This is a genomic window from Streptomyces sp. NBRC 110035 (genome assembly GCF_000829695.1).
GTDB lineage: Bacteria > Actinomycetota > Actinomycetes > Streptomycetales > Streptomycetaceae > Streptomyces.
Window position 1 is genome coordinate 1 of sequence record NZ_BBNN01000048.1, and the last position, 12,396, is coordinate 12,396.

The 12,396-nt window shown below is 70.6% G+C and carries 12 protein-coding genes and 2 rRNA genes; 11 read left to right on the plus strand and 3 right to left on the minus strand.

The genetic code is table 11. The annotated features are described in order from the left end of the window. The 10 genes from TU30_RS29340 to TU30_RS29380 all read left to right on the plus strand — a co-directional run. Nucleotides 1-476 (plus strand): 23S ribosomal RNA (locus TU30_RS29340); the annotation flags it as partial. A 99-nt stretch (nucleotides 477-575) separates the two neighbouring features. Next, nucleotides 576-692 (plus strand): 5S ribosomal RNA (gene rrf / locus TU30_RS29345). 62 nt (nucleotides 693-754) lie between these two features. After that, nucleotides 755-1,405: an HAD family phosphatase gene (locus tag TU30_RS29350; protein WP_042175809.1), complete on the plus strand. Its 651-nt coding sequence runs from the start codon at nucleotides 755-757 to the stop codon at nucleotides 1,403-1,405. Nucleotides 1,406-1,465: 60 nt separating this feature from the next. Continuing rightward, a complete protein-coding gene (locus TU30_RS29355) occupies nucleotides 1,466-2,707 on the plus strand; it encodes an MFS transporter (protein ID WP_107068610.1) in 1,242 nt (413 codons plus the stop codon). After that, on the plus strand, nucleotides 2,658-3,830 hold the full coding sequence (locus TU30_RS29360; RefSeq protein WP_078878617.1) for an acetoin utilization protein AcuC: 1,173 nt from the start codon (nucleotides 2,658-2,660) through the stop codon (nucleotides 3,828-3,830). Before TU30_RS29355 ends, TU30_RS29360 begins: the two co-directional genes overlap by 50 nt. Nucleotides 3,831-4,012: 182 nt before the next feature. Continuing rightward, the gene (locus tag TU30_RS29365) at nucleotides 4,013-4,849 is read left to right on the plus strand and encodes a phosphatase (RefSeq protein WP_042175889.1); all 837 of its coding nucleotides are present in this window, start codon (nucleotides 4,013-4,015) and stop codon (nucleotides 4,847-4,849) included. A gap of 129 nt (nucleotides 4,850-4,978) precedes the next feature. After that, the gene (locus TU30_RS29370) at nucleotides 4,979-5,191 is read left to right on the plus strand and encodes a helix-turn-helix domain-containing protein (protein WP_062193679.1); all 213 of its coding nucleotides are present in this window, start codon (nucleotides 4,979-4,981) and stop codon (nucleotides 5,189-5,191) included. A 155-nt stretch (nucleotides 5,192-5,346) separates the two neighbouring features. Next, nucleotides 5,347-5,445, plus strand: a complete 99-nt coding sequence (locus TU30_RS34870; RefSeq protein ID WP_003948845.1) for a 30S ribosomal protein bS22 — start codon at nucleotides 5,347-5,349, stop codon at nucleotides 5,443-5,445. Between the two features lie 158 nt (nucleotides 5,446-5,603). Further along, nucleotides 5,604-6,671, plus strand: coding sequence for an NAD-dependent epimerase/dehydratase family protein (locus TU30_RS29375; protein ID WP_042175817.1), 1,068 nt, complete (start codon nucleotides 5,604-5,606; stop codon nucleotides 6,669-6,671). A gap of 13 nt (nucleotides 6,672-6,684) precedes the next feature. After that, on the plus strand, nucleotides 6,685-7,830 hold the full coding sequence (locus tag TU30_RS29380; RefSeq protein WP_042175819.1) for a lysophospholipid acyltransferase family protein: 1,146 nt from the start codon (nucleotides 6,685-6,687) through the stop codon (nucleotides 7,828-7,830). 89 nt (nucleotides 7,831-7,919) lie between these two features. On the opposite strand, the gene TU30_RS29385 is transcribed toward TU30_RS29380, so the two are convergent. The 3 genes from TU30_RS29385 to TU30_RS29395 all read right to left on the minus strand — a co-directional run bounded on the left by TU30_RS29385 (nucleotide 7,920) and on the right by TU30_RS29395 (nucleotide 11,594). Next, nucleotides 7,920-9,179 (minus strand): DUF5667 domain-containing protein, encoded by a 1,260-nt coding sequence (locus tag TU30_RS29385; protein ID WP_042175822.1) that lies wholly within the window; start codon nucleotides 9,177-9,179, stop codon nucleotides 7,920-7,922. Nucleotides 9,180-9,423: 244 nt separating this feature from the next. Further along, the gene (locus TU30_RS29390) at nucleotides 9,424-10,239 is read right to left on the minus strand and encodes an ECF subfamily RNA polymerase sigma factor, BldN family (protein WP_042175825.1); all 816 of its coding nucleotides are present in this window, start codon (nucleotides 10,237-10,239) and stop codon (nucleotides 9,424-9,426) included. 443 nt (nucleotides 10,240-10,682) lie between these two features. Next, nucleotides 10,683-11,594: an HAD family phosphatase gene (locus TU30_RS29395; protein ID WP_042175827.1), complete on the minus strand. Its 912-nt coding sequence runs from the start codon at nucleotides 11,592-11,594 to the stop codon at nucleotides 10,683-10,685. A gap of 408 nt (nucleotides 11,595-12,002) precedes the next feature. Here TU30_RS29395 and TU30_RS29400 point away from each other — a divergent pair, with 408 nt between their 5' ends. Then, nucleotides 12,003-12,293 (plus strand): glutaredoxin family protein, encoded by a 291-nt coding sequence (locus TU30_RS29400; RefSeq protein ID WP_176726276.1) that lies wholly within the window; start codon nucleotides 12,003-12,005, stop codon nucleotides 12,291-12,293. Nucleotides 12,294-12,396: the final 103 nt, after the last annotated feature.

The following is a 12,396-nucleotide window of genomic DNA, read 5'->3' on the forward strand; positions in this document are numbered from 1 at the left end:
AACGGATAAAAGGTACCCCGGGGATAACAGGCTGATCTTCCCCAAGAGTCCATATCGACGGGATGGTTTGGCACCTCGATGTCGGCTCGTCGCATCCTGGGGCTGGAGTCGGTCCCAAGGGTTGGGCTGTTCGCCCATTAAAGCGGTACGCGAGCTGGGTTTAGAACGTCGTGAGACAGTTCGGTCCCTATCCGCTGTGCGCGTAGGAGTCTTGAGAAGGGCTGTCCCTAGTACGAGAGGACCGGGACGGACGAACCTCTGGTGTGCCAGTTGTCCTGCCAAGGGCATGGCTGGTTGGCTACGTTCGGGAGGGATAACCGCTGAAAGCATCTAAGCGGGAAGCCTGCTTCGAGATGAGGACTCCCACCTCCATGAGAGGGTAAGGCTCCCAGTAGACGACTGGGTTGATAGGCCGGATATGGAAGCACGGTAACGTGTGGAGTTGACCGGTACTAATAGGCCGAGGGCTTGTCCTCAGTTGCTCGCGTCCACTGTGTTGGTTCTGAAACCACGAACGACCCCGTGTTCCGCCGTTTTTTCGGCGGGGTGCGGTGCGGTTGTCTGTTTCATAGTGTTTCGGTGGTCATGGCGTAGGGGAAACGCCCGGTTACATTCCGAACCCGGAAGCTAAGCCTTACAGCGCCGATGGTACTGCAGGGGGGACCCTGTGGGAGAGTAGGACGCCGCCGAACAATTTTTGAGGGAAAGCCCCGTGCCATTCGGCACGGGGCTTTCTGCGTTTAAGGTCGGAGTCATGCGCTATGACCTGATTATTTTCGACAACGACGGTGTCCTCGTCGACAGTGAGCCCATTTCCAACCGGCTTCTGGCCGGCTACCTCACCGAGCTCGGGCATCCGACGTCGTACGAGGACTCCGTCCGTGACTACATGGGATCCGCCATGCACCGGGTGCACGACCTGGTGGAGGAGCGGACCGGGCAGCGGTTGCCGGACGACTTCGACGATGTGTTCCACGGCCGTGTCTTCGCCGCGTTCGAGCGCGAGTTGAAGCCGGTGGACGGTGCTGTCGAGGTGCTGGAGACGCTGGCGGCCGACGGGGTGCCGTACTGCGTGGCCTCGTCCGGCAGCCATGAGCGGATCCGGGTGGGGCACCGTACGACCGGGCTCGACCGGTGGTTCGAGGACGAGCGGATCTTCAGCTCCCAGGACGTGGGGCGGGGCAAGCCGGCACCGGACCTGTTCCTGTATGCGGCGGAGCGGATGGGGGTCGGGCCGGAGCGGTGTGTCGTGGTCGAGGACAGCCCCCTGGGCGTCCAGGCGGCGGTCGCGGCCGGGATGGACGTGTACGGGTTCACCTCGATGACGCCGGCCGAGAAGCTGGCGGACGCCACCCGACTCTTCGCGCATCCGGCAGAGTTGCCCGGGCTCCTGAGGAAGAACTGAGCACAGTTCACCTTTGACCTGATCTACCCACCAGTACGCCGGGGCCCTACGCTCGCCGCCATGGCTGATGTGCTGCGGCGCGGCAGGGTCTCGTTGGCGTTCGCCTTCCTGGTGCAGGGAGTCGCCTTCGCTCTGCTCGTGACGCGGATCCCCGCCATCCAGGACCGGTACGGGGTCTCCGACGCGCTGCTGCCCGCCTTCCTCGCTGCGGTGCCCGTGCTCGCCGGTATCGGGAGTGTGGTGACGGAGCGTCTGGTGAAGGGGGTGCCGCCGAGCCGGGTCCTGCGGTGGTCGCAGCCGGTCGTGCTGCTGGCGCTGCTCGGGGTCGGGGCGGGGGAGCACATGGCCGGGCTGGCCGTGGCGCTGGCCGTGTTCGGGCTGGCCGTGGGGGCGCTGGACGCCTCGATGAACATGCTCGGGGTGAGTCTCCAACGGGCGTACGGGCGCAGCATCATGCTGAGTTTCCACGCCGCCTACAGTCTGGGCGGGATCGCCGGGGCGTCGCTCGCGTGGGCGGGGGCGCACTGGCAGCTGGCGCTGTGGGTGTCGTATCTGCCGGTCGTGCTGGTGCTGATGCCGGCGGCGCTGATCGGGAGCCGGCGGTACGTGGACCGGGAGCAGCACGAGGGCAGGGGAGAGGGCAACGGTGCCGGGCCGGCCGCGGAGAGCGGGTCCGGGCCCCGGGCCGTCGCCTTCAAGCTGCTGCTGCCGCTGTGTCTGGTGATGACGGTGGCGTACATCGGGGACTCGACGGTCTCGAACTGGAGCGCGAAGTACCTCCAGGACGTGCTGGGGAGCTCGGAGCGGACGGCGACCGTTCCGTACACCATCTACATGGTCACCACGCTGCTGGGGCGGACGATCGGGGACTTCGGGGTGCGGCGCCTCGGCACCGTGGCGGTGGTGCGGGCCGGGGCGCTGCTGGCGGCGGTGGGGTTCGCCGTGGTCGCCGGGGCGCCGGGGGAATGGGTGGGGATGCTGGGGTTCACGCTGGTGGGGCTGGGTCTCTGTGTGCTGGTGCCGCAGACCTTCGCGGCGGCGGGGCGGTTGTTCCCCGGTGCGTCGGACGCGGCCGTCGCACGGCTCAACGTCTTCAACTACGTGGGGTTCCTGATCGGTTCCCCGCTGGTCGGGGTGATCGGGGACGTCTGGAGCTACCGCGGGGCGATGCTTGTGCCGATGATGTTGGTGCTGGTGACACTCGCGTACGCCAGGTCGTTCGCTTCTGAACCGGACCGATACGGTGGCGGGCATGAGTGGCCGCACACAGCTGATGTGGGACGAGGCAGTAACGGGCTATGACTTCGGCCGGGACCATCCGATGGACCCGGTCCGGCTCGTGCTGACCCGGAGTCTGGTGGCAGCCCTGGGGCTGGACCGTGAGGTGGCGGTGGTCGAGGCGAAGACGGCCGGTGAGTCGACGCTGCGGCTGGTGCACCGCGAGGACTACATCGGCGCGGTGCGGGCGGCCTCGAAGGACCCGGCGGCCGCGGACCAGTCGTACGGGCTGGGGACGACGGACGATCCCGCCTTCGCCGGGATGCACGAGGCGTCGGCGCTGATCGCGGGGCAGTCGGTGGGCGCGGCCGAGGCCGTGTGGCGTGGGGAGACGCTGCACGCGGTGAACTTCGCGGGCGGGCTGCACCACGCGATGCCGGGAGCGGCCTCGGGGTTCTGTGTGTACAACGACGCGGCGCTGGCCGTCGCCCGGCTGTTGGAGCTGGGCGTCGAACGCGTCGCGTACATCGACGTCGACGTGCATCACGGGGACGGGGTGCAGGCGGCGTTCTGGGAGGACCCGCGGGTTCTCACGGTGTCGCTGCACGAGCACCCCCGGACGCTGTTCCCGCAGACGGGGTGGCCGGAGGAGACCGGGGCGGACAGCGCGCAGGGCAGCGCGGTCAACGTCGCCCTGCCGGCCGGGACCGGGGACGAGGGTTGGCTCCGGGCGTTCCACGCCGTGGTGCCGGAGCTGCTGGCGGACTTCCGGCCCCAGGTGCTGGTGACGCAGCACGGGGCGGACACGCACTTCGAGGACCCGCTGGCGCATCTGGCGGTGTCGCTGGACGCGCAGCGCGCGGTGCAGGTGGCGTGCCACGAGCTGGCGCACGAGTACGCCGACGGACGCTGGGTGGCGCTGGGCGGCGGCGGTTACGCGGTGGTGGAGGTCGTCCCGCGGTCCTGGACACATCTGGTGGGGATCGCGGCCGGTAAGCCGGTGGATCCGACGACGATGATCCCCGAGAGCTGGCGGCAGGAGGTGTACGCCCGGACCCGGCAGCCGGGTCCGATGCGGATGACCGACGGCCGGTCGCCCGTGACCTGGGCCTCCTGGGAGGACGGCTACGACCCGGCGGACCGTCTCGACCAGGCGGTACTGGCGACCCGGCGCGCGGTGTTCCCGCTGCGGGGGCTGCTGCCCTAGCCCGGCCGCCGTAGGGGGTGCGGGCCTGCCCCTGTTCCTTTCTCTGTTCCTGTCCCCGCGCGGTGAGGTCGCTCCCGCGCGGTTACGCCGACCGTGCGGTGTTTCCCGGGTTCCCGGGGCGGCCCGGGTCCCGATCACGCACCATCGCTGCCGTGCCGACCACGACCGACCCACCCGCAACTCTGCCCGCCGCCCCTTCCGCCGTTCCGAGCGGCGCCGGGCTTCGCGCGCATCTGCTGGCCACCCGGTTGTCCGGGACCGTGTCCACCACGCGGGAGGAGAGCCTGCGGAGCTACCGGCTCTTCGCCGCCCGGGACCCGCGCGCCCTGATCGGACTCGACCCGGAAGGAGTGTGGGGACAGCGGGAACTGATCGAGCTGATGGCGGCCAGGTGCGGGGTTTCGGCCGATCCCCGGCATGTTTCCGGGCATGATGTGATCGACCCGGAGCGGACCCTGGCCGCCCTGGCCGTCTATGCGGAACGGATCGCGGCCGCCGCCCGGAGCGGTGCGCCCGTGCTGCTCGGCACCGGTCACCCGCACCGGCTGCTCGGCTTCTACGCCGCTCTGGCAGACGCTCTGTCGGCGGCGGGATGTGACGTCCTCACCCCGGCGCAGGGTCGCTGTGTCGACATAACGACCCGGTTCGGTCTACGCACGCACCGCCTCGACTACGTGCGAGGAGTCGCGCTGGTCCGGGGTGCGCCCCCTGAACGCCCCGGTGGTGAGCCCGGCGCACACACGCACTCCCCGCTCCCGGTTCGGACCGCGCTCGCCGCGGCCGCCGCGGCCGGCGGGCCGCTTCCCGGGCTGGTGATCGGGGACCACGGCTGGGCCTGCGGGGCAGGTCAGCTGGGGTTCGAGGCCGTCGCGCTGGCCGATGTGAACGATCCCGCCCCGTTCGTGGGGGAGGCCGAGGGGTGCCTCTCGGTGGTCGTTCCACTTGATGACGGCGTGCGGTCCGCTCACTACCTGCCACTGACCCGCTACGTAATCAATCGGGCATGTCTGTCACGGTAGGCCGCCGATGGGTGCACCTCTTCCCCACTCGCATCACCCGCCCCTACATTGGGGAGTGAGCACGCAGCGACGAAGAGTCACCGGAAGGGGAAGCCGGTGCCCGTCGAGTGCGGAAGGTTCAGGTGTGTCATGGCTGCAGCTGGCGAAAGGCCTCTGAACGAGGTTCGGTTCCTTACCGTGGCGGAAGTCGCCTCGGTGATGCGAGTGTCGAAGATGACCGTGTACCGCCTGGTGCACAGTGGTCATCTGCCCGCGATCCGGGTGGGGCGGTCCTTCCGCGTCCCGGAGCAAGCGGTTCACGAGTACCTCCGCGAGAGCTATGTGGGGGTGGAAACCGCCTGACGGCGAGCCGGGGAGACCCGTACGAGGGCACGCGCGGGCCTCCCCGGTCACCTCGATTACGACCTCAGCGCTCGGGCGGGTAGGCTAGCCCCTCGTAGGTCGTGTGGGCCCATGGCGCCCAAACACCGAGTGATGAGAAGTGAGCGAGGGTAGTCGTGGGCTCTGTTATCAAGAAGCGGCGCAAGCGGATGGCCAAGAAGAAGCACCGCAAGCTGCTCAAGCGCACGCGCGTTCAGCGTCGCAACAAGAAGTAAGCGACGACGCGGAAGCGTGTCCAGTGGCCCCCCACCGCATCGGTGGGGGGCCACTGTCATCACAGGGGCCGGGCGCGTGGCGCGGGCAGGACGAAGCCAGGCGCAGGCAGGGCATCGGCAGGGTGCAGGCAGGGCGAAGCAAGAGGAAGGCGCTGGTCTTGGGGAAAGTCGTGCTCGTGACCGGGGTGGCCCGTCCGCTGGGGGGCCGTTTCGTCCGCCGGATCCTGCGTGATCCGGACGTGGACCGGGTCGTCGCCGTGGACGCGGTCCGGCCCGCGCACCACCTGGGCGGCGCCGACTTCGTCCAGACCGACATCCGGCAGCCCACCGTCGCGCGCGTGCTCGCCGAGGCCGGCGCCGACACCGTCGTGCACCTCGACGTCACGGGCACACCGCTCAGCAGCGGCAGCAGGACGGTGCTCAAGGAGACCAACGTCATCGGCACCCTGCAGCTGCTCGGTGCCTGCCAGAAGTCCCCGAACGTCAAGCGGCTGGTCGTGAAGTCCAGTACGAACGTCTACGGCTCCGCGCCCCGCGATCCGGCGGTCTTCACCGAGACGACCCCGCCCAAGTCCCTGCCCAGTGGCGGCTTCGCGAAGGACACCGTCGAGGTCGAGGGCTATGTGCGCGGCTTCGCGCGCCGCCGCCCGGACGTCGCCGTGTGCGTGCTCAGGTTCGCCAACATCCTGGGCCCCGCCGCGGACAGCCCGCTCGCCGAGTACTTCTCGCTGCCGGTCCTGCCGACCGTGTTCGGCTACGACCCGCGGCTGCAGTTCGTGCACGAGGACGATGTGATCGACGTCCTGCGCCTCGCCTCGTACGAGCCCCGGCGCTCCACGCTCAACAGTGGCACCTTCAACATCGCCGGGGACGGTGTCCTGACGCTGTCCCAGTGCTCGAGGCGGCTCGGCCGGCCGACCGTGCCCCTGCTCCTCCCGGCGGTCACCTGGGCGGGCACGCTGGTGCGTACGCTGGGGATGTCGGACTTCTCACCCGAGCAGATCCGGCTGCTCACACACGGCCGGGTGGTGGCGACGGACCAGATGCGCGAGACGCTGGGCTTCACGGCGAAGTACACGACGGCAGAAACGTTCGCGGACTTCGTGCGCAGCCGCGGCCCCGGGCTGCTTCCGCCGGAGGCCCTCGCAGGGGCCGTCGACCGGATCGCCGCGCTGCCCCTGCCGGGCACGGACAGCGGTCACCCCCCGAAGCAGAGCGCCAACTGAGGAGCGCAGCACGATGGCGGACGCCAAGGTCATTCCGTTCGACGACGACCGCTCCCGTGGGGGCGCGGGCGCCGGGGGCGCCGCGCAGCGCCCGTCGCGCCGCCGGGGTGCGGGACACCGGCGCCAGGGCGCGGGGGCTGCCGGGACGGGCGACGTCCAGCCCCTGCCGGGGCGGGCGCCCGCCGGGGACGATGTCCCGATGCCCCCTGAGTCCCGCACACCCCGTGAAGCCCGCGCAGAGCACGACGACGGTGCCGCCGCGTCCGGTGCCGTCCCCGGCACCGGCCCGGGGGCGGGATCCGGTCCCGGGGACGAAGGCGGCGGCCTGGAGCAGCGGGTCGCGAGCGGGCTGGCCTTCCTGCGCCGCCGCCTCACCGGGGACTACGCGGTCGACGACTTCGGCTACGACGAGGAGCTCACCGACCAGGTCCTCATGTCCCTGCTGCGCCCGGTGTACGAGAAGTACTTCCGGGTCGAGGTCAAGGGCATCGAGAACATCCCCTCCGAGGGCGGCGCCCTGATCGTCGCCAACCACTCCGGGACGCTGCCGCTGGACGCCCTGATGATGCAGGTCGCCGTCCACGACAACCACCCCGCCGACCGGCATCTGCGGCTGCTCGCGGCGGACCTGGTGTTCATGCTGCCGGTGGTCAACGAACTCGCCCGCAAGCTCGGTCACACCCTGGCCTGTGCCGAGGACGCGGCACGGCTGCTGGAACAGGGGGAACTGGTGGGGGTGATGCCGGAGGGCTTCAAGGGCCTCGGCAAGCCCTTCGCCGACCGCTACAAGCTGCAGCGCTTCGGCCGTGGCGGCTTCGTCTCCACGGCGCTGCGCGCGCGGACGCCGATCATCCCGTGCTCGATCGTCGGGGCCGAGGAGATCTACCCGATGATCGGCAACGGCAGGACCATCGCGCGGCTGCTCGGGTTCCCGTACTTTCCGCTGACTCCGACCTTCCCGTGGCTCGGCCCGCTCGGCGCGATCCCGCTGCCGACGAAGTGGACCATCCAGTTCGGCGAGCCGATCCACACGGAGAGCTACCCGCCGGAGGCGGCCGAGGACCCGATGCTGATGTTCAACCTGACCGACCAGGTCCGGGAACAGATCCAGCACACCCTCTACAAGCTGCTGGTGCAGCGACGATCGGTGTTCTTCTAGGAAGACCCGTACGGAAGGTGCGGGTGAGGGTGGGCGGGTTCCCCGGCCACCGGGGAACCCGCCCACCCGCGCGGTCGCTCCGGCGCGCCCTACTCCACGTCCTCGCTGTCGATGCCCAGCCCCGGCAGCAGGCCGGGGAGCAGGGGCGGAAGCGTGACGTCGGGCGGGGCCGGCGCGGTCGCTCCGCCGCCGTCGGCGGGCGGCGAGGTGTCGGCGCCGCCGCTCTCCTCCGGCGGGTCGAGCAGCCCGCCGGTGCCGCCGTCGAGCAGGCCCTCGCCCTGGTCGCCGGAGTCGGCGGACCCGCTGGGGGCACTGCTGCCGGTGCCGTCCTCGTCGGCGGAGCCGTCGGTGCCGGTGCCGGGCGTCCCGGAGCTGCCCGTACCGGGCGGGTCGCTCGGCGTGGACCCGGAGCCGCCGCGCCGCCCGCTGTCGTCGCCGCCGCCCTCGCGGGCAGGAGGGGTGGGAAGCAGGGACTGCAGCGGGGCGACGTCCTCGTCTATGGCGTCGAACACCGACGAGACCTGCTCGCTGACGTCACCGAGCTGCGGCGGCAGCCGGTCGCGGAGGGATCCCCAGACCTGCCGGTGCGCGTGGGAGAAGGAGGAGAGGGCCTGCATGGGCCCCAGGGAGTCCGGGTCGTGCCGGTACGCGGTGCGCAGCAGCCGATGGCCCTCGGACGCGTCGTGCCGCATGCCGGACAGGGTGCGGCGGATCTCGCCGAGGGACTCGTGGTCGAGGTCGCCGCTGCGGCCGCGCTCCATCAGCCGGCGGGCCTCGCCGAGGCGGGTGGAGGCGTGGTCGAGGAAGACGCGGCCCCGCTCGTCGTTGCCGTCGGCCAGGCCCAGCTTGACGTCCTCCATGCCCCGCTTGAGGCCGTAGAGCGAGTCGCCGGGCAGGGCGTCGGAGCTGGCGGCGGCGACTCCGCCGAAGGCACCCGCGGCCACGGTGACGCCGAGTCCGCCCGCGGTCAGCCCCTTGGCCAGGCGTGAGCGCGGTCTGAGCTTCCCCAGGGGGGTTGCCCGGTGTGTGCCCCGGGCGCGGCGTGAACGCTGGTCGGGTACGGACGGATCCGCTGCCTCGCCCTCGGCGGTGCCTTCTTGGAGCATGGCCTCGAACGCGGCCACCAGCCGGGCCCGCTGGACGACCTTGACCTCGGGATCCAGCTCCGGCCTGGGCAACTCGCCGAGACCGGCGGCCAGCGTGAGCAGCCGCGCCTGTTCCGTCTCCGCAGCGGCCGGAGCCGGGGCCGATCCTTCGGACTGTTCGGCCGCCGTGCCCCGATCGGACTGCTCCTCCAGGGCCTGGGCGAAGGCGTTCGCCCGCCGGTGTGCCGATACGTTCGCGATCACTGGCGGCACCTCCTCTCGTTATGACGGTCGACTCCCCAGGGGGTCCTGAGGGTTCCACTCCCTGACCACGTCCACACGATCGGGTGATCGGGGTCGGTCGGGGGTTGACCACAGGGAGCCTGTGTATCCCGCACAACGAGCGGCGCGGTGCATGGGTTACGCGCGCCGGAGCGTCGGTTCGGGAAGCCGACGGGAAGTCAACGGAGTGTCACTCAGGGTACGTCACCTGTCGCTGGTGGTGATGCTAGCGCGTGTCCTCGGGGAGGAGCCGGGCGAGGGTGCGGACGGCCCGGTACTGGAGGGTCTTGATCGCCCCCTCGTTCTTGTCCATCACGCGGGCGGTCTCCGCGACGGAGAGACCCTGGAGGAATCGGAGCGTGACGCATTCGCGCTGTTGGGGGTTGAGACGTCGTACGGCGTCGAGGAGGGCGGCATTGGACAGGTATTCGAGGACGGAGTCCTCGGGGGACCGCGCGACCTCGTTGGCGTCGAGCATCTCCCCGGTGGTGACCTCGAGGCGGAAGCGGCTGGACTTGAAGTGGTCGGCGACGAGATTGCGGGCGATGGTGACGAGCCAGGCGCCGAAGTCGCGCCCCTGCCAGGTGAAGGTGCCGATGCGGCGCAGCGCCCGCAGGAAGGTCTCGCTGGTGAGGTCCTCGGCGGTCGCCTTGCCGCCCACCCGGTAGTAGATGTAGCGGTACACGGTGTCGTTGTACTGGTCGTAGAGCCGTCCGAAGGCGTCGGCCTCGCCCGCCTGGGCGCGTTCCACGAGTTCCATCATCCTGGCGCTGTCACTGTCCGCCGCGGGGCGGCGGGCGGTGGTGGCGTCGGACGGCCGTCCGCCTCGGTGTCTTCCCACCGCGGCGCTGTCGTCGGCGAGGGCGTAGCAGGGGCCGACGGGCGCGTCGGCGAGGGCGTAGCAGGGGCCGGCGGGTGCGGTGGCGAATGCGGGGGCGGCGTACGCGGTGGGGACGCAGCCGCGCAGCAACTCCCGGGCCGCCGTGACTGCTGTGCGCAGTGCGGTCAGGCCCGGGTCGTCAACCCCGACGTGTGGGTACACGGGACTCCCAGAGGCAGAGCTTCCATCACGTGCAGTGCGGAACCTTTCACCCGTCGTGGCGACGGAGGGGCACCGGTTTGCGTCTGAGGAGAATAACGCTTCGTGCGGGGCCTGCTACGCCGAGTTGCTGAAATCGTCGGTTACGTCGTTTCGGTGGCCTGTTGATGTTCGTTCAGGCGCCTGGCGACGACCGAATGACGACCGGAATGCTTCGCATTCCGGTTCGGTACGGGACGTGTCGTGGCCGTGTGCAGCCAAGAGGACTGGACGGCGGGGTTGCGGGGTGCGGCAGTGGGATTGGCCGGGCCCGCGGGCGGGGTGCCACTTCTGCTCTTCGGCGATCGGACCGGCGGCCGTACGGGTGTCCGTCGTCGCGGAGTTGACCGGGTGGCAGGGGCAGTAGGGGCAGTAGGGGCGGCGGAGGGGGCCGGGAGGGGCCGGAGTCAGCGTCGGCGCCGGTGCATCGCGATGGCCGCGGCCGTGCCGCCGGCCACCGCACCCACGCCCGCCGCCGCGGGGATGCCGACCTTCGCCGCCTTGCGTCCCGTGCGGTAGTCCCGCAGGCGCCAGTCCTCGGTGCGGGCGTGCTTGCGCAGCTTGGAGTCCGGGTTGATCGCGTACGGGTGCCCGACCAGCGAGAGCATCGGGATGTCGTTGTGGGAGTCGCTGTACGCCGCGCAGCGGTTCAGGTCCAGGTTCTCCGCGGCCGCCAGCGCGCGGACGGCCTCGGCCTTGGCCGGGCCGTGCAGTGGCTCGCCCACCAGTTTGCCGGTGTACACGCCACCGATGGACTCGGCCACCGTGCCGAGGGCTCCGGTCAGGCCCAGCCGGCGCGCGATCACCTGGGCGATCTCCACCGGTGCCGCCGTGACCAGCCACACCCGCTGGCCCGCGTCCAGGTGTGCCTGTGCCAGGGCCCGCGTGCCCGGCCAGATCCGCTCGGCCATGTACTCGTCGTAGATCTCCTCGCCGATGGACTTCAGCTCGGAGACCCGGTGGCCCTTGACGATGGAGAGCGCGGAGTCGCGTGCGTCCTGCATGTGCTCGGGGTCCTCGACGCCGGCCAGCCGGAACCACGCCTGCTGCCACGCGAACCGGGCGAGGTCGCGCTTCTCGAAGAACTTCCGCTTGTACAGGCCCTTGCCGAAGTGGAACAGGGCCGCGCCCTGCATCACGGTGTTGTCCAGGTCGAAGAAAGCGGCAGCCCGCTCGTCGCCGCGAACCGGGAACTCCGGTTCGCGGCCGGAAACTTCCTGGGTGGACTTGCGTGCTGCCTCTGCCGAGGCCTCGCCTGCCAACACGCTCCGCGCCGTGGCGGAACGCCTACGGGGAGTGAGCCATCCGAGAGCGGCCATGGCGTGAGCATAGCCAGTCCGTCCAACGGTTCCGGAGTCGAGAGGTTTGAACACCGTGAACTCTGCACGTCCGTGTCGTTAAAGAGCCTCTCCCGGCCTGCGGGGGACCGCTCTCCGCGGGCCGTGTCCCGTGGTGTGGTGCGGCGGGCCGTGGGGCACGCGTTCCGGTTGAGGGCCCGCCGGTGAGCTGCGGGCCCGCCGGTGGTCTTCGCGGGCGCCGCTCTCCGCGAGGTGCCCCGGGGCGGGTCGGACCTCCGGTCCGGCGGAACCGCTCTTCCCGGCCTGCGGGGTCCGGTAGCCCGGCCGGCGGTACCGCCCGGAGCGGCGCACGGAGGGGCGCGCCGTTCCGTGCGCCGCTCCGGGTCTCGGGGGGGTGCGGGGGTTCCCCTCCGCCGTCGCGGGGTGAGAATGGCCGGCATGAGTCCGCTCTTCCGCCGCAAGGCCTCGCAGGATCGTCTCGTCACCCTCGTGGGCAAGCCCGGCTGTCATCTGTGCGACGACGCCCAGGCCGTGGTGGAGAGGGTGTGCGGTGACCTCGGGGTGGTGTGGGAGAGGAAGGACATCACTCAGGACCCGGAACTGCACGAGCGGTACTGGGAGCAGATTCCCGTCGTCCTCGTCGACGGCCGCCAGCACACGTTCTGGCGCGTCGACGAGGGCCGCCTCCGCAGGGCCCTGGCCGACCGAGGATGCAGCTGACCGGTCAGTGCAAAACAGCCGGAAAGTCGCTCAGGGGCGATGGCGACCAGCTCTCGGGAGCGGGATACGTAGAGGAGAGTGTGCGGTTTTGCCCCCGGAACAA